Genomic DNA, 20550 nt, shown 5'->3' with positions numbered 1-20550 from the left:
GATACGCAGACGAGCCAACCTCGGGCCAATTGAGGATTCGAACAGCAATGGCGTACCACCCCACGAGCACACTACTAGCGACCGAACGCTACTTTGCACAGCAGTCGCAAGGTGTACGCGTGCCCGAGGCCGACGACTGGCGGCCAGCGCTCGCGGACACCGGGGATCTCACCCCGGACATCGTCGAGTCGCTGCTCGCCGAACACGGCGACCGCGGCCAGCGAGCCATCGAAGCCGCCAGCGAAGGCCGCGTCAAACAGTACAACGACTTCACCGTCGTCGTCGGCCACGAGGACGAGTACATTATCGAGGACGGCGGCTGTAACTGCCACGACAGCCAGTACAACCTCGCGCCCGAGGAACACTGCTGGCACGCCATCGCCGTCGACATCGCCGAACGCGTCGGCGAAGTCGACCACCACGACATGTTCTACAGCGACGTCCGGGACTTCATCTAGGAGCTTTTGCGTTGCGCGCTGGCTTCGCCAGCGCTCGGCAAAAGCTCCGCCAAAAGCACTCCTCCCTCGGTTCGTTCGCTTCGCTCACTCCCCTTGGTCGTCGGCCCGAACGCTCACTGTGTTCGCGTTCGGTGAACCGCTTCGCTCGGGTTTTTCAAGCCGCTCGCTCGCGGACGCTGGTGCTGCCGGTTGTGTAGCTAGCGGAGCGCGCCGCTCCACGGTGTTCTTTTGGCGTTGTGGGTCTGACGCCCGGGTATGCAACCGAGAGGGGTGTTCGGGATTCCCCACGGCGTCCTGTCCTCGACCGACGAGCATATCGCGTTCGCGATCGGCCTCGTCGCGCTCGTCGGGTCGTTCGCGGCGCCGGCAGCGGTGTCGAACGAGTGGCACATCCCCGTGCTGGTCGTGGTGCTCGTCGTCGGGAGCGTCGCGTTCGCCCGACACCGCGGCTGAGACACCCCGTGACCGCATTTGCTGCTCACTCTCGGGAGTGCACCAGCCACGACAGCGACTCCGGGTCGCCGTCCGGGTGTTCGATGTTCTCGTCCATCACCTCGAAGCCGCAGTCCTCGTAGAACGGGACGAGACCCTCGCGCGCGAGCAGCGAGGGGTTCACATCCTGCAACCGGGGGTGGTCGCGGACGGCGGCCATCAACTCTTCGCCGACGCCCTCACCGCGGCGGTCCTCAGTGACAATCACGTCGTACACCATCGCGTAGAACGTGTAGTCCGTCAGCACGCGAGCGGCGGCGACCGGGTGGACCGAACCATTCTCGGCGTCGCTGGCGTCACTCTCGCGCAGGAGCACCGTCTCGTCCGTGTGCCGGAGCGACCGGCGCACGTCGGCCTCGTCGCGGTCGCTCCACCAGTCGTACTCGCGGTAGAGCGCGCACAGTTCCTCGGCGGTCGCGCCGTACTCGACCGTGGTCATGCGGTTGCGTCGGCCCGAGAGCGGGAAAAGCGTTCGCGGGGTGTGCGAGTCGGTCGCGAAGGAGCGATGGGAGCGCGGTCGACTACTGGGTGGCGCAGATGTCCACGAAGTTCCGGAGGATCTCGAGACCGGTCTCGCCGGACTTCTCGGGGTGGAACTGGGTGCCGAAGACGTTGCCGGCGTCGTTCGCGACGATGGACGGGAAGGTGACGCCGTAGTCCGTTTCGGTGACGACGTGACCGCTGTCGTCGGGTTCGGCGTAGTACGAGTGCACGAAGTACGCGTACTCTCCATTCACTCCCTCGACCAGCGGGTGGTCGCGAACGACGTCGAGGTCGTTCCAGCCCATGTGCGGGACCTTCACGTCGCCGCGGAAGCGGACGTTCCGGCCGGGAATCAGGCCGAGTCCCTCGACGTCGCCCTGTCCCTCGCGGTCGGCCTCCTCGCTGGACGTGAGCAGCATCTGCATCCCGAGACAGATGCCGAAGAGGGGCCGCCCCTCGTTTGCAGCGTCCGTGAGCGCGTTACGGAACGGGCCGGCGTTCTCCATGCCGTCGCCGAACGCGCCGACGCCCGGCAGGACGATGCCGTCGGCGTCGTCGAGCGCGCCTGGGTCGTCGGAGACGCTGACGCTCGCGCCGGCGCGTTCGAGGCCGCGAGTGACGCTGCGGAGATTCCCAAGCCCGTAGTCCACGACGACGACGGACGCCGCCGTCTGGTCGGTGGCGGTCGTGCTCATAGACGTGGGTAGGGCGTGACTGCGCAAGTCGTTTTCCTTCCACGCCCCGGCCGTTTCCATCTGCGTCCCCGGCTGTTTTCCTTCACGTTTCCGGACACCCCTCTCCCGTCCCGGACTACCGCTGTTTATGTATCACTACCCTCACCACCGGTGGTATGTGTACACGTCTATGCAGAGTATAGAAAGGTTTTTTACTTGTCTATCGAATTTCCAATTGGATTCCCATGGACCGACGGAAGTTCCTCAAAGTGGCGGGTGCGACGGGCGTAGCCGGCATGAGCGCCGGTTGCATCGGACAGTTCGGCAGCCAGCCGTACGTGGACGGCACGATGCAGTTCCTCATGTCGCCCACCGAGCCCCAGGACCAGATGCGGGCACAGTACTCGCCGGTCAAGAAGCGGCTGAACAGCTACGTCGACTCCGTCGACAAGGTCACCATCGACTACGCCGCAGACTACTCCGCGACCCTCAACGCGATGAACTCCGGCACCGCGGACGTCGCGGAGACTGGCCCGTTCGCGGCGGCCCTCGGCGTGAAGACGAACAAGGCCGACATCATCCTCCAGCGGAAGGCCTACGGCGGGTGGACGTACAAGTCCGTCATCGTCACCAAGGAGGACTCAGACATCCAGAAGACCTCGGACCTCAAGGGCAAGACCGTGGCGTTCGCTGACCCGCTCTCCGCGTCCGGGTCGCTGTACCCCCTGTACATGATGAAGAAGGCGGGCATCTCGATTCCGAACTCGCCGGGCAGCGAGGCGGGCGCGAACTTCACCCCGCAGTGGTCGACCCACGCCAGCGCCATCGAGGCGCTCAACACCGGCCAGGCCGACGCGGCGGGCGTCGGCTACTTCATCGCCTCCGGCGACCAGCCGGACGGATACGCGAAGGGGCTCCGGGAGGTCGAGGCCACGGACGGTATTCCGCGCGCACCGATAATCGTCAGCCCGAAGCTCTCCGACGAGGAGAAGGACAACATCGCGACGGCGTTCACCGAGGCGCCCCAGTCGATGTACTACGGCGCCGACGGCAAGGAGGACACCGACAAGAAGTCCGACAACCCCGACGACGACCTCTGGTTCAGCGGCGTGCGCAAGCGCGGCGTCGAGACCTACCAGCCCGTCATCGACGTGGCGAACGAACTCGGCTACGGTCAGGACGTCTTCAAGAGCGGCACGTCCTCCGAGTAATCGCCGTCGGAGCGCGAGTACGCCGGCAAAACACCGAACTACTGCCGGCGAGAAAGCACAACACTTTGGCCATAGCAGTTTTATCTCTCGGATAGACCCAGAGAATGGCGACAGTAACCGCAGCGGACGTCACCAAAATCTACGGCGAGAACACGGTGGCGCTGAACGACGTTTCGTTCGAGATACCCGACGGGGAGTTTGTCGTCCTGCTCGGACCGTCCGGCGCCGGCAAGTCCACGCTTCTCCGGATTCTGAATGGCCTCACCGCGCCGACCGAGGGGACGCTGTCCATCGGCGACGAGGAAGTGACTGGGACGCGTTCGGACGTCGCGATGGTGTTCCAGATGCACTATCTGGTCGAGTCGATGAGCGCGTACCGGAACTCCCTCACGGGCGCGCTCAGTCGGACCGAGACCGTCGACAGCGTGCTCACGAACTACACGGAGGAGGACAAGGAGATGGCCCTGAATGCCCTCGACACGGTCGGTCTGCTGGATGAAGCCGACCAGCGCGCGGGCTCGATGTCCGGCGGCCAGCAACAGCGCGTCGGCATCGCGCGAGCGCTCACTCAGAACCCCGAACTCCTGCTCGCGGACGAACCGGTCGCGAGCCTCGACCCCAAGGCAGCGCAGGAGGTGATGCGCTACCTGAAGGTGGCCGCGGACGAGCGCGACCTCACCTCCATCGTCTCGCTCCACCAGGTCAACATCGCGCGCGAGTTCGGTGAGCGATTCATTGGCCTCCGCGACGGCGAAGTCGTCTTCGACGGCGAGAAGGAGGACCTCACGATGGACGTCGTCGACCGCATCTACTACGGCGAGGACGGCGGCGAGACCGGCGTCGAACATCTCGCGGAGAGCTAACAATGGCGACAAGCAACATCCAACAAGTGAAAGACCGGATCGAGCAGAAACAGCGAATCCGCCGTATTCTCGGCGCTCTGGGTCTGCTGTTTGTCCTCGGACTCACCGGCCTGGGGATGTGGTACGTCGGGTTCACGCTCGCGGAGTTCGTGCGCCAGTTCCCCATCTGGCTCAACAGCGTCGTTCGCTTCTTCGCTCCGAGTTTCGTCGACCTCACGCTCGCCACGCAACGCGAGGGTGTCGGCGGCCTGCGGGCCATCTGGTGGACGCTCATGCATCCGAGCACCATCCTCGAGGCCGCGATGGCGGTCGAGCGAAGCGGGAGCATTCTCATCCCCGCGGCCATCACCACTATCATCGTCGGGTTCACGGGGACCGTCCTCGGCTTCCCGCTCGCGCTGGTCTTCGGCGTGCTCGGGTCCGAGCGCGTCACGCCGTTCCCGTTCAACTTCATCTTCCGCGGCACGATGTCGGCCATCCGGTCGGTGCCCGCGCTGGTGTGGGTGTTCATCTACATCGCGCTGTTCGGCATCTCCGAGAAGTCCGCCATCATCGCCATCGCCACGGACACCATCGGTAACCTCGGTCGCCTGTTCACGGACGAACTCGAGGAGATCGACGACGGCCCCATCGAGGCTATCAGTTCGACCGGCGCCGCGCGAGCGCAGACGGTCATCTTCGGTATGCTGAGCCAGGTGTCGACGTCGTTCATCGCGTGGACGCTGTACGTCCTCGAGATCAACACCCGCATCGCCATCTCGCTGGGCGTCGTCGGCGCGGGCGGTCTCGGCCAGTACATCAAGCTGAAACTCCAGTTCGGGAGCGCTGACGCCTACGCGCAGGCCGCCGCCGGCCTCATCGTGGTGATGCTCATCGTCATCAGCGTCGAACTCGTCTCCTCGCGGGTGCGCGCTCGACTCCGACCCGGCGAGAACGAGGGGAAGTCCCTCGTGGACTCCATCAGCGACCTGTTCGACTCGAGCAAGTGGCTCGGCACCGACACCGAACGCGTCTAACACCCGCCGACGTCCCTGCTCGTCCCCTAGTAGTCCTCTAACTGGGACTGACCGCCTTCGACGCCCGCCATCATCGCCGCTTTCGCTATCGTCTCCTCGAACGCTTCCTCCTGACTTCGGTCGTACAGCGTCGCCGCCGGGTGGAGGCAGACGAGGACGTTCCGCTCGTCGCCGCCGAGTTCGACGCGCTCGACGCTCCCCGACTCCTTGGTCACCGCGACGTCCCGCTCTAAGAGATGTTCGCCGGGCACCTTTCCGAGCGTCACGACGACGTCGGGGTCGACGAGGTCGATCTCGTGCTCGAGGTAGCCCCGGCAGTTCGCCAGTTCCTCTTTCGAGGGGTCGCGGTTCTCCGGCGGACGGCACCGCACGCAGTTCGTGATGCGAATGTCCGCCCGCGAGAGGCCGACCGCTTCGAGTTCCGAGTCAAGGACGCTGCCGCTCCGCCCGACGAACGGTTTCCCCTCCTCGTCCTCGTTCTTGCCTGGGGCTTCCCCGACGAACAGCACGTCCGCGTCCTCGGGGCCGTCGCCGTTCACGATCTGGGAGCGCGACTCCACGAGTTCCGGGCACTTCGTGCACTCGACCACCTCGAGTCCCTCCATCTGATCCATGCCGGAGTGTCCACGCCCGCGCTGTTAAGCGTAGTCGTCGCCGGCGCGCGCTGCCAGCCTCGCCACCCGCAGCGGTTCGGGCCGCCCGCCTTCTGGCGTGAACGCTCGCGTGACTTCCAGCGGGTTCTCGCAGCCGACGTTCCGCACGAACACGCGCTCGCCGTTCACCTCGACGGGGGTGCGCGCTGGCTGCTGTTCGTAGACCGCGAGTCGCTCTTTCCTCGCCTCGCCCTCGAACTCCCGCTCGATGGCGTCCTCGAGTCCGGGGCTCTCCTCGAAGGAGACCGAGAGAACGGGGCGCTCGACGCGCTCGTGTATCTCGTGCAGGTCGAGGACGCTGAACCACGCGGGCGCGATGCCCGAGACGAGCACGTATCTGACGTCCTCGCGGTCGAGCGCGTTGTAGAGCGCGCAGACGGCGTCGGTCGCGTCGCTGCCGCCGACGGTACACGAGTCGAAGGAAAAGCCGTCGACCACGCGGTCGGCGCGAACGACCGCACCCGCGAGCGTCGAGCGGTCGGCGTCGTGCGCGTAGGACTCCGCGACGCCGAGCGCGCGGGTGCCGGACTTCACGTCACCACCCGTCGCTTCGTTCGCGCCACTACTCGTCGTCCTGTTGGCGTCACCGACCGTCGCCCCGTTCGTCGGCGCTGGGGCGGCGACACGGCGTCAGTCCTCTTTGATGTCCTGCAGGCGGTCTAAGAGTTCGTCGTTCGACGCGCCGATATTGTAGTTCACGTCGCCGTCGTGTTCGTGTTCTTCGGTGTCGACGTTCTCGTCCGTGTTGATGTTCTCGGAGTCTACAGACTGCCGCTCCTGTTCGGATTCGTCGTAGCTTCCGAAGCCCATGTACTCTATCCATACGGGAGACGGCCACTAAAGTTCCGTGCCGGTTTAAGGCGGTGGCGCGCGTCCACGGACGCATGGACGTGCACGTCGTCACGGCGGACGCGGAGACGTTCACTTGCAACGCATTTCTCACGCTCGGCGACAGTCCGACGCTCGTGGACGCGGGCGCGTACGACGGCGTCGTCGACGAGATCCGCGAACACACCGACGAACTCGATCAGGTGGTGCTCACGCACCAGCACGGCGACCACGTCCAGCAACTCGAGGCCGTCGTCGAGGCCTTCGACCCGGACGTGTACGCGTACGCCGAACACCCGCTCCGCACCAACGAACTCGCGGACGGTGACCACGTGACCATCGGGAGCGAGGCGTTCGAGGTGGTGTTCACGCCCGGGCACGCCGACGACCACGTCTCCTTCGTCTCGGAGACGGCGCTATTCTCGGGGGACGTCGTGGTCCACGACGACGGCGCGTTCGACGACGGGAGTTTCGGCCGCACCGACATGGCCGGGCAGTCCCGCGAGCGCCTCGTCGAGAGCATCCGGGAACTCCTCGCCCGGCTGCCTGAATCGGTCGCGGAAATGTACTCGGGACACGGCGGCGTCTACGAGGGAGACGTGGGGAGCATCGTCGAGCGCGCCTTGGCGCGAGCGGAGCGCCGCGAGCCGAAGTATCCCGACGAATAGCGGTTGTGGGGCGATAACGCGGGCCTGAAAGAGTTAAGCGCTCGCCGCCGCCTGTTTCGAGTATGCCCGGTCCCGCATTTCTCGCCGGCGACGGCGTAACGCTGCGCACCGTCGAAGAGGAGGACGTCGAGTTCTTCCAGACGACCATCAACGACCCCGCCGTCAGAACGACGCTCGGGATGCGCACGCCCATCAACGGCGAGCAGGAACAGGAGTGGTTCGAGGAGCACGCGAGTGGCGACGAGCACGCGGACTTCGTCATCTGCGACGGCGAGGAATCCGTCGGGAACGTCGGCATCGGCCCCGTCGAACACCCGGACGGCAAGGCCGAAATCGGCATCTACGTCGCCGAGGAGCACTGGGGGAACGGCTACGGCACCGAGGCGGGGCGCCTCATCACGGACTACGCGTTCCGCGAACTCCGCAAGCACCGCGTCGTCGCGCGCGTCTTCGACGGGAACGAGGGCTCGCGGCGCGTCTGGGAGAAACTCGGCTTCCGTCACGAGGCCGTCCACGAGGAGGCCCAGTTCATGGACGGCGAGTACGTGGACGTCCACTTCTACGCCGTGCTCGAAGACGAGTGGTTCGCCGAGAATTGAGCGACCGCTCTCCGGACTGACATCGCGGAAAAGCGAGTACTCGCGAACGTTACGCCGAGCGGGTCTCCTTGGCCTTCGGGCGGAGGTTCTTGTAGCCGCACTTGCGGCACTCCGTCGCTTCCTGGGCGTTGCGGGCGTTACACCGCATACAGACCATCTTGCCGAGGAGTCGGTCCTCGATACTCTGAGTCATGTCCCCCGCTTCGCCCGGGGCGCGTTTAAGCGATTCGGAACGAGCGCGTGGTTCGGAACGAGCGATAGCGTCGTTCGGAACGAGTGTAGCGAGTGAGAACGACGAAAACGCGAACGGTGTCCACGGGAGCGAAGCGACCGAGGGCTCGGAAGCGCGAAGCGCTTCCGGTGAACGAAGTGAACCGTGAGCAAACGAAGTGAGCAAGTGAGAACCACGTTGTGGCGCGCGTCGACTGCGCGGCGTCGACTGCGTCACTCAACGAGTTCGACGTCGAACTTGCTCCGCCAGCGGTACCGCCGGCCACCCCACACGAACGTCCGGCGGGCGTACGCGTACGCCAGCAACGGCACCGACGCGAGCAGCGCTGGGTACCCGAGCACCGCCGTCCATCGCCGAATTCCGAACGCCGCGTAACACCCCGCGAACAGGAGCGCAGCGACGACGAACGCGTACACCGGCACGAGCAGGCTGGCGGTAACGAGACCCGTGATTCCGACGCTGCTCACGGACATGCCGACCGGGTCGTGGGCGTACGCGATCTTCGTGAACCGGACGTGGCGTTCCAGTGACTCACGGACCGTCCCGCCGATTTCGACCCGGCGCGTCCGGCGGACTGCAGTCGCGTCCAGGTGCTCCGAGAGCAGACCGTCGTCGCTGACGGTCCGTCGCAGGTCCGCGAGGAAGGCGTCGACCTCGAGGTCGTCGCGCTCGAACAGCACGGCGCCACCCCACACCATGTCGCCGGCGTACACGGACGCGGTTCCGCCGAGCACGTAGACGGGTTCCAGAAGCATCGAGAGTGGGTCGCGTCCCACGAACGCCGGCAGCTCCGACACGGGGCCGTGTCGCTCGTAGTCGGCGTGGAGTCCCGCCAGCCAGTCCGGCGGGTGGCGGAAGTCGTCGTCGGTCCACGCGACGCGGTCGTGGCGGGCCGCGTCCATCCCCGCAGCGATAGCGTTCGCCTTCCCGGAACAACCCGACGGCTCCCCGGCGACGACGAGTCGGACGTTCTCCGGCTGGTCGCGCACGTGGTCGGCGACGGGGTCCGTCTCGGCGTCGCAGACGACGAGCAGTTCGTCGTCTTCGGCCAGTTGGGCCGCCACCTCGTCGCAGGCCGGAGTCCACCTCGTCGTCGGGAGGAGAACGCTCGTTGGCGGGGGGCTCATACGCGGCGCTACTCCGAAGCGATTGAAAAAGATGCCTGAAACGTCAATCGCCCACCACGTCCGTTCCGGGAGATCGGCCGACCTACTCCTCGCCGGCGTCCAGATACTCCTGTTGGACCTCGACGACTTCGCTGGAGTCCGCACACTCGCTGTACCGGCGCAATGGCTCCTCGTTCAGTTCGAGGAAGGTGTGCCCCCAGCGGAACTTCGAGAGGATGTCCTCGGCGTGTTCGCGCTCCCCGAGAATGCAGAGCGCGCCGGCGAACGCCTCCACGGTGTTGAGCTGGAACGGCTTCCCGTAGTTCACGGGGTTCGCGGCGACGAGGAACGGCAGCGCGCGGTGGTCGCCGCCCATCTCGAACATCGCGCGCCCCGCCGTCTCCCACGAACAGTCGAGGGCGACGACCTTCGAGGCGTCGGCGTCCGCGGGCGAGAGTGCCTGCTCCGCGTGCGGGTTCAACACGACGCCGTACGGCGTTGCGCCCGCTGATTCGTGGAGGGTCGCCATGTCGAAGCGCGCCAGCTTCCGGGCCGTGCACTTCTTCGGGTCGTCGTCGCCCTCGTACCGGACGTGGAGGTCCACAGTGTGAATTGCTCGCTGCGGGGTAAAAGCGCCTCGCTCGACTGATGTCGCGTTCGTCGATTCTGGTCGTTCTACCGCTGCTACCGCGTAGAAAGCCCCGGCACGCTCGCGTCCGCTCGGGAGCATATCGACTCCCTCCGGTCGTCGATAGTGGCTCCCGACCGAACGAGGGCTTCGCCCGCGAGCGTGCCGCCCCTTTCAGTCCCACCCTGTCGGTTGGTCAGTTCTGAATTCGATACCGGTTGGTCAATCGGCGATTCGTCCACCGGTTTCTTGTCCGGGCGTCCCAACTATCTGGTATGGACGCCGCCGGACTCGCGCAGGCCTACTACGACGCCATCGACGACGGCGACTACGACGCACTCGCCGACCTGCTGGCTGCTGACTTCGTGCAGGTCCGCCCGGACATGACCCACGAGGGTCGCGAGGCGTTCGTCTCGTTCATGCGCGAGGAACGCCCCCGGAAGGACACCCGGCACGTCGTCGACGCGATGTACGACGGCGCCGAGGGGGTCGCGGCGCGCGGCCGACTGGTCGCGCCCGAGGGCCCGCTGTTCTCGTTCGTAGACGTGTTCGAGGTCGGCGACGAGCGAATCGAGCGAATCCAGACGTTCGCGGACTGACTGCTCGCCTGTCGCTGGCCGCTCGCCTGCCGTTCCGCTCACCCGAAGTCTGCGTTTTCGACGGCGGGGAACACCTCGTTCTCGTAGAATTCGAAGCACGCCTCCTGATCGGGACCGATCTGGTGGACGTAGACGTGGTCGTAGCCGGCGTCGACGGCCGTTTGGATGCTCTCGACGTGGGCCTCGGGGTCGGGGCTGGTGACGATGCTGGACTCCGCGATGTCCGCTTTCTCGACCATCTGGCAGGCCTGCTCGAAGTGGACGGGCGTCGGCAACTGGGCGCTGAGTTCGCCGGGGAGCGCGGAGTTCGGCCACCACTCGTAGGCTGTCTCCACGGCCTCGTCCTCGCTCTCGGCGTAGCACACCTGGAGTTGGGTGTAGCGCGGGCCGTCGCCGCCCGCGTCCTCCCAGGTGTCGACGGTGTCCTGCGGGCCGACGCTCCAGAAGCCGTCGCCGATGTCGGCGGCGGTCTGCGCGGAGCGTTTGCCGTACGCCGAGACGAGAATCGGCGGCGTCTCCTCGGGGAGCGTGAACAGCCGCGCGTTCTGCACAGAGTAGTGTTCGCCGTGGTGGCTCACCTGGTCGCCGGTCCACAGTTTTCGGATGATTTCGACGGACTCCTCGAGCATCTCCAGGCGGACCGCGTGCTCGGGCCAGTGCTCGCCGACGACGTGTTCGTTGAGCAACTCGCCGGTACCAACGCCGAACACGAATCGGCCGTCCAGCATCGCGGCGACGGTCGCCGTCGCCTGCGCGACGATGGTCGGATGGTAGCGCATGATCGGACAGGTCACGCCGATGCCGACCGGAATGTCGTCGGTGGCGTGGGCGACGCCGCCGAGCGTCGACCAGACGAACGGGCTGTTGCCCTGCTGGCTCGTCCACGGGTGGAAGTGGTCCGAAATCGAGAGGAAGTCGAACCCCGCGTCCTCGGCGCGCGTCGCGTGTTCGACCAGGTCGTTCGGCGGATGTTCCTCGCTGGAGAGCGTGTAGCCGAGTTCCACCATTCAGCGCCACCTCCCGAACTGTCCGTTCTGGGGCATAGGTTCGAAAATCGACACGAACCCGCAAAAGCGTACTTTCCAACTACTCGCGTGCAGCGCAGCCTGACGTCGTCAGCGGCCTCGCTGCTCACGGCTCACTACGTTCGCCGCTCGCATTCCGAGCGTCTTCACTCGTTCCCTCCGGTCGCTCACGGTTCACTCCGTTCACCGCTCGCGTTTCCGTGGTTCTCACTCACTTCGTTCGTTCCGAACCACGCTATCGCTCGCTCCGACGCTCGCCGTCCCCGAGCGCCGACTCGCCTACCTTCTGGGTGCCTTCGATGACCTCCTGGCCGCCCATGTACGACTGGAGGGCGTCGGGCACGTCGACGGTGCCGTCCTCGTTCTGGTAGTACTCGAGGATGGCGACGACGACGCGCGGGATGGCGACGCCCGACCCGTTGAGCGTGTGGAGGTACTCCGCCGACTCGTGGCGCTCCGGGCGGTATCGGATGCCCGCGCGCCGCGCCTGGAAGTCCTCGAAGTTCGACACCGACGAGACTTCGAGCCAGCGACCGCCCTGCTCGGGGCCGTCGTCCATGTCGTCGCCGGGCGCCCATACCTCGATGTCGTACTTCTTCGCCTGCGTGAACCCGAGGTCGCCCGTACACATCTCGAGGATGCGGTACGGGAGGTCGAGTCGCCGGAGCACCTCCTCGGCCTCGTCCACGAGTCCCTCGAAGCGCTCGTCGCTCTCCTCGGGTTCCACGAAGTTCACCATCTCCACCTTGTTGAACTGGTGGACGCGCACGATGCCCCGCGTCTCGGTGCCGTGCTCGCCGGCTTCCCGGCGGAAGTTCGGGGAGTACGCCTGGTGTTTTAGCGGGAGGTCATCCTTCAGCAGGATCTCGTCGCGGTACATGTTCGTCACCGGGACCTCCGCCGTCGGCAGCAGCCAGAGGTCGTCGTCAGTGTACTCGGCCTCGTTCTCGCCGCCGACGCGGTAGGCGTCCTCCACGAACTTCGGGAACTGGCCGGTGCCCTCCATCGACTTCGAATTCACGGGAATCGGCGGGAACACGTCCACGTACCCCTGCTCGCGGTGGACGTCGAGCATGAACTGGATGAGCGCGTGCTCGAGGCGCGCGCCGGCGCCCTTCGTGAAGTAGAAGCCGCCGCCCGACACCTTCGCGCCGCGCTCGAAGTCGAGCACGTCGAGGTCCTCGCCGAGGTCGTAGTGCGGAACGACCTCACCCGGAAGGTCGCGCAGGTCCTCGAAGCCCTCACGCCGGCGCTCGACGTTCTCCGATTCGTCCGCGCCGACCGGTACGTCCTCGTGGGGGACCATCGGGAGCGTGAGCAGGCGCTCCTCGAGTTCCGCCTCGAGTTCCTCGGCGCGCTCCTCGATGGCCTCGAGTTCGTCCTTGAGTTCCTGGGAGCGCTCGATGGCCTCCTGGGCGGCTTCCTCGTCGCCTTCCTGTTTGAGTTCGCCGATCTTCGAGGACACCTCGTTTCGCTCGTGTCGGAGGCCGTCGCCCTCGCTCTTGAGTTCGCGCCACTCCTCGTCCACTTCCAGGATCCGGTCGAGGTCGGCGTCCACGCCCTTCTTCTCGAGGGCGTCGCGTACCGCGTCCGGATGCTCCCGGACGAACTGTCTGCTCAGCATTTTCCTGTTCGTTCACCCGGATACGGCAAGAACGTATCGCATCCCCGGGGCGGTTTCACAGCCCTGGTGGTGGGCGGTGGCCAGCCGGTCGCCTGGTGGATTGCAAGGGCGAGGTGGTCTCGGCGAACCCCGGCGTTCGGAAGACGCTACGCGTCTTCCGCAGTCGCCCGAGAGACGCAGGGCGTCTCTCGGGATGACGAGACGGCGAAGCCGTCTCGAACCACCCATCAGAACGGCTTCGCCGTTCTGAGGACGACGCAAGCACTGGAACGAGCAACGCGAGTGAAGTCGTTCGAAAGACGCCGGAGGCGTCTTTCGTGATGACGAAAGTGCTACGCGCCTTTCGAACCACGCGCAGCGAGTTCGCCGGAAGACCGCTTCGCGGTCTTCCGAGATGATGGAAGACGCCGGAGGCGTCTTCCAGACCACGCGGGAGTCGAGACCGCCGAGGGCTTGCAGGTGTTTCCGACGACCCGCCTGCTCTAAACTGCCCATCTGAATACTACCCACCACGCCGACCCAGAATCTATACCGTAGAGCGCACAAACACAACAACATGGTCTCTATCCTTCTACTGGTTGGCCTCTTTGCCGCCGCGTTCGTCGGGTTCAACATCGGCGGGTCTTCGACGGGCGTGGCGTGGGGGCCCGCGGTCGGCGCGCGCGTCACCCGGAAGACGACCGCCGCGGCGCTGATGACGTTCTTCGTCTTCCTCGGCGGGTGGACGGTCGGCCGGAACGTCATCGCGACGCTCGGCAACGACATCGTCGCGCGGTCAGCGTTCACCATCGAGGCGAGCATCGTCGTGCTGGTGTTCATCGGTCTCGGGATGGCCGTCGCGAACGCCTACGGCGTCCCTGTCTCCACGTCGATGACCGCGGTCGGCGCTATCGCGGGCCTGGGGCTGGCGACGGGAACCCTGGACCTCGCGGTGCTCGGCGAGATCGTCGTCTGGTGGCTCGTCGCGCCCGTCGTCGGGTTCTGGTGTGGTGGCGTCATCGGGCGGTACTTCTACCCGCACCTCGACCGCATCGTCGCCGTCAAGCAGTCCCCGGGCGCGCTCGTGGAACTCGACCGCTCCCGTATCGTGCCGACGCCGAAACTCGGCCCGGGAACGACGCCACGCGAGTTCGTGAGCACCGCGCTCGTGCTCGCCATCGCGTGCTACATGTCCTTCAGCGCGGGCGCGAGCAACGTCGCGAACGCCGTCGCACCGCTGGTCGGCGGCGGCCTGATAGAGCCGGAACCGGCAGTCGTGCTCGCGACGGCGACCATCGGCGTCGGCGCGTTCACCATCGCGCGGCGCACCATGGAGTCCGTCGGCAGCGGCCTCACCGACCTGCCGTTGCTCGCGGCGATGGTGGTGATGGTGGTCGCCGCCTCGATCACGACGTTCGCGTCCTGGCTCGGCGTCCCCATCAGCCTCGCGCTCTCGACGGTGATGACTATCGTCGGCCTCGGGTGGGGGCGAGCCACCCGGAGCGCGACCGCGAGCGAACTCGCTCGCGGCGAACTCGAGACCGAGATTTCCGTCGACGCGGTCACCGTCCAAGGCAACGACGATGTCCCGAAGATCGGCGAGGAGCGCGCGCGAGACCTGCAGTCCGCGGACACCCTCTTCGACCCGTCGATCGTCGTTCGGTTCGTCTTCTTCTGGATCATCGGGCCGTCGGCCGCCACGCTCCTCTCGTACCTGTCGTTCGTCCTGTTGCCCATCGCGGGATAAACGGCCGGCGGCGTGCATCTCGCGTGCCGGCACGCGAACCCTTTTGGCCGCGCGAGACCCGTTCGGACACATGGCACCCGGCGACACATTCGACGTTCCCGACTGCGAGAACGTCACCTACGTCGACACCGGCATGTACGACACCGCGGAGTACGGGTCAGTGTACGTCATTGACGCTGACCGCCCCGCAATCGTCGACACCGGCATCGGCACCAACTACGAGCGGATTCTCGACGCGCTCGACGAGGCAGGCATCGAGCGCGAGGACCTCGCCGCGATTCTCGTCACGCACGTCCACCTCGACCACGCGGGCGGTGCGGGATTCATCGCGGACGCCTGTCCGAACGCCGACGTGTACGTCCACGAGCGCGGTGCACGCCACATCGCCGACCCGTCCCGGCTCGTCGAGGGCACGAAGCAGGCCGTCGGCGACCAGTGGCAGTACTACACCGACCCGAAGCCGGTTCCCGAGGACCGAATCGTCGAGTTGACGGACGGCGACAGCGTCGACCTGGGGTCGCGGGAACTCACTGCTCACCACGCGCCCGGGCACGCTCCCCACCAAGTCGTCTACGAGGACCACGCCGACGACGCCGTGTTCACCGCGGACGCCGCCGGCATCTGGATCCCTTCGAAGCAGCGCATCCGGGAGACGAGTCCGCCGCCGAACTTCGACCTCGAGCAGTGTATCACGGACGCCGAGATGATCCGTCGCCTCGACCCCGAGGTGTTGCTGTTCCCGCACTTCGGTCCCGGTCCAGAGGAGACGGACGCCGTCCTCCGGGAGTACGAGCAGGTGCTCCGCGAGTGGGTGGACGCCGTCGAACGCGAGGTCGTCGAGCGCGGGGACGAGGAGGTGACGGCCGAGCACTTCGCCGAGACCAACGACGTGGCGGACGTCTGGGGCGACCACAAGGCGCAGGCGGAAACGAAAATGAACGTCCGAGGGGTTTTGAACTATCTTAAGGGCCGGGCGGGAGAGTGACACGCATGAATTGGCGCGACGCCGAACGAGAATACGAGGACGAGACGGCGGCCGCGGACACGATTCCGGAACTGTTCGAGACGGCGGCCGCCGCACACGTCGACCAGCCAGCACAGGGGTACAAGGGCGGCGTCCACGACCGCACGCTCACACCCGACGTCGTGCCATCCGCGCCCAACGGCAACTACGCCCATCTCACGTACGGCGAGATGCGGGAGATCGTCCACAGCCTCGCCGCCGGCTTCCGCGACCTCGGCGTCGAAGCCGACGACCGCGTCGGCATCTTCTCGCACTCCCGCATGGAGTGGGCCCAATGTGACTTCGCGCTGCTCGCCGCCGGCGCCGCCGTCACCACCGTCTACGCGAGCTCCAGCCCCCGGCAGGTCGAACACCTGCTCGGGGACTCCGGCGCCGTCGGCGTCGTCGTCGAAGGCGAGGACGAACTCGAACGCGTCCGCGCCGTCGAGGACGAACTCGACCTGGAGTTCGTCGTCACCATGGACCGCGTCGCAGACGACCGCGCGCTCTCACTCGAAGACGTCTACGAGCGCGGCCAGGACGCCTACGACCGCGACACCTACGAGGACTGGGTCGACGCCCGCGACGCCGACGACCTCGCGAGCCTCATCTACACCTCCGGCACCACCGGCCAGCCGAAGGGCGTCACGCTCACCCACGAGAACTTCCGCGCGAACGTCACGCAGAGCAGGCAGCGGTTCGGCCCGCGGCCCGACAAACGAGACACTCCCACCGTCTCGGACACCGACCGCCACGTCTCCTTCCTTCCGCTCGCACACGTCTTAGAGCGACTCGCCGGCCACTTCCTCATGTTCGCCTCCGGCGCGCACGTCTGCTACGCGGAATCCCCGGACACCGTCCAGGAGGACTTCTCGCTCGTCCAGCCAACCATCGGCACGAGCGTCCCGCGCGTCTACGAGAAACTGTACGACGCCGTCCGCGAACAGGCCACCGAATCGCCGGTCCGCGAACGCATCTTCGAGTGGGCCGTCGACGTCGGCCGCGAGTACTACGCCGCCGACGACCCCGGACTCAGCCTGCGCGCGCGTCGCGCCGTCGCCGACAAACTCGTCTTCCAGAAGGTCCGGGACGCCCTCGGCGGCCAGATAGAATTCTTCATCTCCGGCGGCGGCTCCCTGTCTCCCGACCTCTGTGCGCTCTACCACGGCATGGGTCTCCCCATCCTCGAGGGGTACGGCCTCACCGAGACCAGTCCCGTCGTCTGCGTCAACCCCCCGGAGGAGCCGAAGGTCGGCACCATCGGCCCCGCGCTCCCCGACACCGAACTCGACGTCGACGAGACCATCGCCAGCCCCAAACAGCGCGAGACCGCCGACGGCCGCGCCGGCGAACTGCTCGTCCGCGGCCCACAGGTGTTCGACGGCTACTGGAACCTTCCCGAGGAGACCGAGAGCGCGTTCACCGAACGCGGCGGCCGGGAGTGGTTCCGCACCGGCGACGTCGTCGAACTCCGCGAGGACGGCTACGTGCGCTTCCTCGAACGCGCGAAACAACTGCTCACGCTCTCAACCGGGAAGAACGTCGCGCCCGGCCCCATCGAGGACGCGTTCGCCGCCAGCCAACTCGTCGAACAGTGCATGGTCGTCGGCGACGACCAGAAATTCGTCTCCGCGCTCCTCGTCCCGAACGTCACCGGCATCCGCAAGTGGGCCGACCGCGAGGAGATCGACCTCCCCGAGGACGCCGTGGAGCATAGCTCCACGAGCCCCCGTTCGCACGCTCCCGAGGACGTCGACGCGATCTGCCGGGACGACCGCGTCCGCGAACGCATCCAGGCGGAGGTCGACCACGTCAACCAGAACTTCGAGAGCTACGAGCAGATCAAGCAGTTCCGCCTCGTCCCCGTCGAATTCTCGGAGGACAACGACATGCTCACCCCGACGATGAAGAAGAAACGCCGGAACATCCTCGACCGGTACGCCGACCGGATCGGCGAGATGTACGGCTAGCACTTTTTGCGCTGCGGGGGTGGCCTGCGGCCACCCCCTCGGCAAAAACTTGCGGAAAAAGCACTCCTCGCTCGCACGTTTTGCTGCACTCGCGGCCTTTGGCCGCTCGCTGGCAAAACCTGCACTAAAAGCACTCCTCCTTCACTTCGCGCTACGCGCTCCGTTCAGTCGTCGGCCCGCGCTCCCTCCGGTCGCGCGGTGAACCGCTTCGCTCGGGCTTTTCAAGCCGCTCGCTCGCGGATGCTTCTGTGTTGTTTCGTCAGTCCGCCACCGCGTCCTCGACAATCTCGATCTCCTCGTCGGTCAATCCATAGAGGTCGTACACGATTTCGTCGATGAGGTCGTCCATCTACTGGATTCTCGAAACGGCAGCCCCGACCGCAACCCACGCGCTTTATACTCCGCCCCCGGAAACCAACGCACAATGCCGATACTGGAGGTGAGTCCGTGAGCGCGTCGACGATTCCGCTGGTCGCCATCATCGTCGCGCTCGGCGTCGCCGCGCAAGTGCTCGCAGACCGCCTACAGGTGCCCAGCGTGCTGTTTCTCATCCTCGCGGGCATCGTCGTCGGCCCGGAAGTTCTCGGCATCGTGACCCTGGAGGCGTTCGGCGGCCCGGGCGCGCTCTCCGGAATCGTCGGCCTCTCGGTCGCCATCATCGTCTTCGAGGGGGCGTTCCACCTCAAACTCTCGAAGCTACGGGAGGCGCCGGGCCCGACGCTTCGACTCGTCACGGTCGCCGCAGCCATCTCCCTGCTCGGCACGGCGGTCGCCGTACACTTCTTCCTCGGCGCGGACTGGGACATCGCGTTCCTCGTCGGGAGCCTGCTCGTCGCCACCGGCCCGACGGTCATCACGCCCATCCTCAACGTCGTGCCGGTGCGCGACCGCGTCGAGGCGGGCCTGGAGACGGAGGGCGTCGTGAACGACGTGACCGCCGCCATCCTCGCCATCGTCGTCTTCGAGGTGGTCATCAACCCTGACCTCACGCGTGCGGAGATCGTCCAGCAGTTCGCGGCGCGCCTCGGCATCGGCGTCTTCTTCGGCCTCGTGGTCGCCGCCGTGGTGTGGTACTTGCTCCGCGAGGTCAACCTCTCCCGGGGGAGCGCACCGCAGAACGCCCGTCTCATCGTGCTCGCTGGCGCGCTTGTCGCGTACGGCGCGGCGGACGCGCTCCGCGGGGAGGCAGGCATCGCCGCGGTGGCGACCGCGGGCGTGGTGCTCGGGAACGCGAACCTCCCCTACGAGGAGGACATCGAGGCGTTCAAGGGCGATATCACGTTGATCGTGCTGTCGTTCGTGTTCATCGCGCTCGCGGCGCTGTTGACGTTCGGCGACCTGCTCGCCCTCGGCCTCGGCGGCCTCGCCGTGGTTGCGGTGGTCGTGTTCGTCCTCCGTCCGCTCGGGGTCTTCCTCTCGACCCGCGGCGGCCGCTACACGCGCTCCGAGCAGTTGTTCATGAGCGTGGTCGGCCCGCGCGGCATCATCCCCGCGTCGGTCGCCACGCTGTTCGCCATTCAGTTGCAGGCCCTCGGTATGGGCGACGCCGCGAGCCTGCTCGTCGGCGTCGTCTTCCTCACGATTCTGCTGACAGTCGTCTTCGAGGGCGGTCTCGCCCGACACATCGCGGAATACCTCAACGTCATACCAATGCGTGTCATCATCGTCGGCGGCGGCACCGTCGGTCGCGCGCTCGCAGAGCGCCTCGCGGACCGCGGTGAGAACGTCGTCATCGTCGAACGAGACGAACAGATGGTCGAACGAGCCCGGAACGAGGGATACACGGTCCACAAGGGTGACGGGACGGACACCGAGGAGTTGCGGTCGGCGGGCGCGGACAACGCCCGCATCATCGTCGCCGCGACCGGCGACGACGACGCGAACCTCCTCGTCGCCCAGCTCGCGGACTCGAAGTTCGACGTGGAGACGATCATCGCCCGGGCGAACAACCCGGACAACGTCGACGCCTTCGAGGACCTCGGCGTGCGCACGGTCTCCTCGTCGCTCGCGACGGCGTGGGGCATCGACAACATCATCGAGCGCCCGGCGCTCGCGAACTGGATGACCGAGATCGGTCGCGCGGGCGACGTTCAGGAGGTCGAGGTCACCGCTGACGCGCTCGTCGGGAAGACCATCGACGAACTCGACGAGGAGATCCCGAACGGCTGTATCATCGCACTCGTCGGCCGCGACGGCGACAACCAGGTGCCCAGCGGCGACTTCACGCTCCAGCGCGGCGACCACCTCACGTTTCTCGGACGGAAGGACGCCGTCCGCGAGGCCCTGGAGTGGTGTCACCCACACGACTGACCGCCACACCTTCGTCGTCGGCTCGTTCACCGCCGTCGAGCGCCTGAACGCTTATTCTCACTGAATGCGTAGCGCCACGCATGCTCCGCGACGTCCTACGTCGACTCGCCGCTCGCATCCCTGGCCGCGAGGCCGGCGAGAGGGGAGTCAGCGGAACGGACGCCAACGACGGAACGGACACCGGCTACGGAGCGGACGGCAACGACGGAGCGAAGACTGACGATGAGGGCGACGAGTCGCGGTTTCGTCCGTCCGTACTCGACGCGTCGGTCCGATACGCACACGGGATGGACGACGGCGCACTCGAGCGCGAACTCGCCGACATCCAAGAACAGGCTCAGGAACGACGTGACCGACGTCGCGGCCGGTGACCGACGGGCAC

Annotated in this window: 23 protein-coding genes; 13 read left to right on the top strand and 10 right to left on the bottom strand. The window is 66.5% G+C overall.

Annotation, left to right across the window (positions count from 1 at the left end):
* The first annotated feature begins 119 nt into the window (after nucleotides 1-119).
* Complete coding sequence (locus LT970_RS11760; RefSeq protein ID WP_232686667.1) at nucleotides 120-458, top strand: hypothetical protein; 339 nt, start codon at nucleotides 120-122, stop codon at nucleotides 456-458.
* A 255-nt stretch (nucleotides 459-713) separates the two neighbouring features.
* Nucleotides 714-911, top strand: a complete 198-nt coding sequence (locus tag LT970_RS11755) for a hypothetical protein (protein WP_232686666.1) — start codon at nucleotides 714-716, stop codon at nucleotides 909-911.
* Nucleotides 912-936: 25 nt separating this feature from the next.
* On the opposite strand, the gene LT970_RS11750 is transcribed toward LT970_RS11755, so the two are convergent.
* Nucleotides 937-1389 carry a GNAT family N-acetyltransferase gene (locus tag LT970_RS11750; protein ID WP_232686665.1) on the bottom strand — a complete coding sequence of 151 codons (453 nt, stop codon included), beginning with the start codon at nucleotides 1387-1389 and terminating at the stop codon, nucleotides 937-939.
* Nucleotides 1390-1471: 82 nt separating this feature from the next.
* Entirely contained in the window at nucleotides 1472-2128 is a 657-nt protein-coding gene (gene hisH / locus LT970_RS11745) for an imidazole glycerol phosphate synthase subunit HisH (protein WP_232686664.1), read from the bottom strand.
* Nucleotides 2129-2352: 224 nt separating this feature from the next.
* On the opposite strand from hisH, the gene LT970_RS11740 reads away from it, so the two are divergent.
* The 3 genes from LT970_RS11740 (at nucleotide 2353) to LT970_RS11730 (ending at nucleotide 5197) form a co-directional block, all read left to right on the top strand.
* Nucleotides 2353-3318, top strand: a complete 966-nt coding sequence (locus LT970_RS11740; protein WP_232686663.1) for a substrate-binding domain-containing protein — start codon at nucleotides 2353-2355, stop codon at nucleotides 3316-3318.
* Between the two features lie 104 nt (nucleotides 3319-3422).
* Complete coding sequence (phnC, locus tag LT970_RS11735) at nucleotides 3423-4181, top strand: phosphonate ABC transporter ATP-binding protein (protein WP_232686662.1); 759 nt, start codon at nucleotides 3423-3425, stop codon at nucleotides 4179-4181.
* 2 nt (nucleotides 4182-4183) lie between these two features.
* Nucleotides 4184-5197: a PhnE/PtxC family ABC transporter permease gene (locus LT970_RS11730; protein ID WP_232686661.1), complete on the top strand. Its 1014-nt coding sequence runs from the start codon at nucleotides 4184-4186 to the stop codon at nucleotides 5195-5197.
* Between the two features lie 26 nt (nucleotides 5198-5223).
* Here the strand turns inward: LT970_RS11730 and LT970_RS11725 are convergent, their stop codons facing one another.
* The 3 genes from LT970_RS11725 to LT970_RS11715 form a co-directional block, all read right to left on the bottom strand.
* Nucleotides 5224-5811, bottom strand: a complete 588-nt coding sequence (locus tag LT970_RS11725; protein ID WP_232686660.1) for a uracil-DNA glycosylase — start codon at nucleotides 5809-5811, stop codon at nucleotides 5224-5226.
* A gap of 24 nt (nucleotides 5812-5835) precedes the next feature.
* Nucleotides 5836-6384, bottom strand: coding sequence for an endonuclease dU (locus LT970_RS11720; RefSeq protein WP_232686659.1), 549 nt, complete (start codon nucleotides 6382-6384; stop codon nucleotides 5836-5838).
* Nucleotides 6385-6480: 96 nt separating this feature from the next.
* The gene (locus LT970_RS11715; RefSeq protein WP_232686658.1) at nucleotides 6481-6660 is read right to left on the bottom strand and encodes a DUF5786 family protein; all 180 of its coding nucleotides are present in this window, start codon (nucleotides 6658-6660) and stop codon (nucleotides 6481-6483) included.
* Between the two features lie 74 nt (nucleotides 6661-6734).
* Between LT970_RS11715 and LT970_RS11710 the strand changes: the two genes are divergently transcribed.
* Both LT970_RS11710 and LT970_RS11705 read left to right on the top strand, forming a co-directional pair.
* Nucleotides 6735-7346, top strand: coding sequence for an MBL fold metallo-hydrolase (locus tag LT970_RS11710; RefSeq protein WP_232686657.1), 612 nt, complete (start codon nucleotides 6735-6737; stop codon nucleotides 7344-7346).
* 62 nt (nucleotides 7347-7408) lie between these two features.
* Entirely contained in the window at nucleotides 7409-7945 is a 537-nt protein-coding gene (locus LT970_RS11705; RefSeq protein ID WP_232686656.1) for a GNAT family N-acetyltransferase, read from the top strand.
* Between the two features lie 49 nt (nucleotides 7946-7994).
* Here the strand turns inward: LT970_RS11705 and LT970_RS11700 are convergent, their stop codons facing one another.
* The 3 genes from LT970_RS11700 to LT970_RS11690 all read right to left on the bottom strand — a co-directional run bounded on the left by LT970_RS11700 (nucleotide 7995) and on the right by LT970_RS11690 (nucleotide 9887).
* The gene (locus LT970_RS11700) at nucleotides 7995-8138 is read right to left on the bottom strand and encodes a 50S ribosomal protein L40e (protein ID WP_232686655.1); all 144 of its coding nucleotides are present in this window, start codon (nucleotides 8136-8138) and stop codon (nucleotides 7995-7997) included.
* A 251-nt stretch (nucleotides 8139-8389) separates the two neighbouring features.
* Nucleotides 8390-9304, bottom strand: coding sequence for a glycosyltransferase family 2 protein (locus LT970_RS11695; RefSeq protein WP_232686654.1), 915 nt, complete (start codon nucleotides 9302-9304; stop codon nucleotides 8390-8392).
* Between the two features lie 82 nt (nucleotides 9305-9386).
* Entirely contained in the window at nucleotides 9387-9887 is a 501-nt protein-coding gene (locus LT970_RS11690; protein ID WP_232686653.1) for a DUF367 family protein, read from the bottom strand.
* Between the two features lie 299 nt (nucleotides 9888-10186).
* Between LT970_RS11690 and LT970_RS11685 the strand changes: the two genes are divergently transcribed.
* Nucleotides 10187-10510: a nuclear transport factor 2 family protein gene (locus LT970_RS11685; protein ID WP_232686652.1), complete on the top strand. Its 324-nt coding sequence runs from the start codon at nucleotides 10187-10189 to the stop codon at nucleotides 10508-10510.
* A gap of 38 nt (nucleotides 10511-10548) precedes the next feature.
* Here LT970_RS11685 and LT970_RS11680 read toward each other — a convergent pair whose 3' ends face one another.
* Nucleotides 10549-11517: a TIGR03557 family F420-dependent LLM class oxidoreductase gene (locus LT970_RS11680; RefSeq protein ID WP_232686651.1), complete on the bottom strand. Its 969-nt coding sequence runs from the start codon at nucleotides 11515-11517 to the stop codon at nucleotides 10549-10551.
* 253 nt (nucleotides 11518-11770) lie between these two features.
* Nucleotides 11771-13159: a serine--tRNA ligase gene (gene serS / locus LT970_RS11675; protein ID WP_232686650.1), complete on the bottom strand. Its 1389-nt coding sequence runs from the start codon at nucleotides 13157-13159 to the stop codon at nucleotides 11771-11773.
* A 556-nt stretch (nucleotides 13160-13715) separates the two neighbouring features.
* Here serS and LT970_RS11670 point away from each other — a divergent pair.
* From LT970_RS11670 to LT970_RS11650, 5 genes are all read left to right on the top strand, one after another.
* On the top strand, nucleotides 13716-14885 hold the full coding sequence (locus LT970_RS11670) for an inorganic phosphate transporter (RefSeq protein WP_232686649.1): 1170 nt from the start codon (nucleotides 13716-13718) through the stop codon (nucleotides 14883-14885).
* Nucleotides 14886-14955: 70 nt separating this feature from the next.
* Nucleotides 14956-15870 (top strand): MBL fold metallo-hydrolase, encoded by a 915-nt coding sequence (locus LT970_RS11665; RefSeq protein ID WP_232686648.1) that lies wholly within the window; start codon nucleotides 14956-14958, stop codon nucleotides 15868-15870.
* A 5-nt stretch (nucleotides 15871-15875) separates the two neighbouring features.
* A complete protein-coding gene (locus LT970_RS11660; RefSeq protein WP_232686647.1) occupies nucleotides 15876-17858 on the top strand; it encodes an AMP-dependent synthetase/ligase in 1983 nt (660 codons plus the stop codon).
* A 447-nt stretch (nucleotides 17859-18305) separates the two neighbouring features.
* Entirely contained in the window at nucleotides 18306-20168 is a 1863-nt protein-coding gene (locus LT970_RS11655; RefSeq protein WP_232686646.1) for a cation:proton antiporter domain-containing protein, read from the top strand.
* An 80-nt stretch (nucleotides 20169-20248) separates the two neighbouring features.
* On the top strand, nucleotides 20249-20539 hold the full coding sequence (locus LT970_RS11650; protein WP_232686645.1) for a hypothetical protein: 291 nt from the start codon (nucleotides 20249-20251) through the stop codon (nucleotides 20537-20539).
* Nucleotides 20540-20550: the final 11 nt, after the last annotated feature.

The sequence above is a fragment of the Halobacterium zhouii genome, assembly GCF_021249405.1.
Taxonomy (GTDB): Archaea; Halobacteriota; Halobacteria; order Halobacteriales; family Halobacteriaceae; genus Halobacterium; species Halobacterium zhouii.
The sequence above is the reverse complement of the archived record's forward strand: the minus strand, read 5'-3'. Positions and strand labels throughout refer to the sequence as shown.

What these genes read in the sequence shown, in the direction of transcription:
- LT970_RS11725 (WP_232686660.1), bottom strand. Translation starts at nt 5,811, where the DNA reads ATGGATCAGATGGAGGGACTCGAGGTGGTCGAGTGCACGAAGTGCCCG.
- LT970_RS11670 (WP_232686649.1), top strand. Translation starts at nt 13,716, where the DNA reads ATGGTCTCTATCCTTCTACTGGTTGGCCTCTTTGCCGCCGCGTTCGTC.
- LT970_RS11715 (WP_232686658.1), bottom strand. Translation starts at nt 6,660, where the DNA reads ATGGGCTTCGGAAGCTACGACGAATCCGAACAGGAGCGGCAGTCTGTA.
- LT970_RS11685 (WP_232686652.1), top strand. Translation starts at nt 10,187, where the DNA reads ATGGACGCCGCCGGACTCGCGCAGGCCTACTACGACGCCATCGACGAC.
- LT970_RS11695 (WP_232686654.1), bottom strand. Translation starts at nt 9,304, where the DNA reads ATGAGCCCCCCGCCAACGAGCGTTCTCCTCCCGACGACGAGGTGGACT.
- LT970_RS11710 (WP_232686657.1), top strand. Translation starts at nt 6,735, where the DNA reads ATGGACGTGCACGTCGTCACGGCGGACGCGGAGACGTTCACTTGCAAC.
- LT970_RS11660 (WP_232686647.1), top strand. Translation starts at nt 15,876, where the DNA reads ATGAATTGGCGCGACGCCGAACGAGAATACGAGGACGAGACGGCGGCC.
- LT970_RS11650 (WP_232686645.1), top strand. Translation starts at nt 20,249, where the DNA reads ATGCTCCGCGACGTCCTACGTCGACTCGCCGCTCGCATCCCTGGCCGC.
- serS (WP_232686650.1), bottom strand. Translation starts at nt 13,159, where the DNA reads ATGCTGAGCAGACAGTTCGTCCGGGAGCATCCGGACGCGGTACGCGAC.
- LT970_RS11705 (WP_232686656.1), top strand. Translation starts at nt 7,409, where the DNA reads ATGCCCGGTCCCGCATTTCTCGCCGGCGACGGCGTAACGCTGCGCACC.
- phnC (WP_232686662.1), top strand. Translation starts at nt 3,423, where the DNA reads ATGGCGACAGTAACCGCAGCGGACGTCACCAAAATCTACGGCGAGAAC.
- LT970_RS11750 (WP_232686665.1), bottom strand. Translation starts at nt 1,389, where the DNA reads ATGACCACGGTCGAGTACGGCGCGACCGCCGAGGAACTGTGCGCGCTC.
- LT970_RS11730 (WP_232686661.1), top strand. Translation starts at nt 4,184, where the DNA reads ATGGCGACAAGCAACATCCAACAAGTGAAAGACCGGATCGAGCAGAAA.
- LT970_RS11700 (WP_232686655.1), bottom strand. Translation starts at nt 8,138, where the DNA reads ATGACTCAGAGTATCGAGGACCGACTCCTCGGCAAGATGGTCTGTATG.
- LT970_RS11665 (WP_232686648.1), top strand. Translation starts at nt 14,956, where the DNA reads ATGGCACCCGGCGACACATTCGACGTTCCCGACTGCGAGAACGTCACC.
- LT970_RS11680 (WP_232686651.1), bottom strand. Translation starts at nt 11,517, where the DNA reads ATGGTGGAACTCGGCTACACGCTCTCCAGCGAGGAACATCCGCCGAAC.
- LT970_RS11755 (WP_232686666.1), top strand. Translation starts at nt 714, where the DNA reads ATGCAACCGAGAGGGGTGTTCGGGATTCCCCACGGCGTCCTGTCCTCG.
- LT970_RS11740 (WP_232686663.1), top strand. Translation starts at nt 2,353, where the DNA reads ATGGACCGACGGAAGTTCCTCAAAGTGGCGGGTGCGACGGGCGTAGCC.
- hisH (WP_232686664.1), bottom strand. Translation starts at nt 2,128, where the DNA reads ATGAGCACGACCGCCACCGACCAGACGGCGGCGTCCGTCGTCGTCGTG.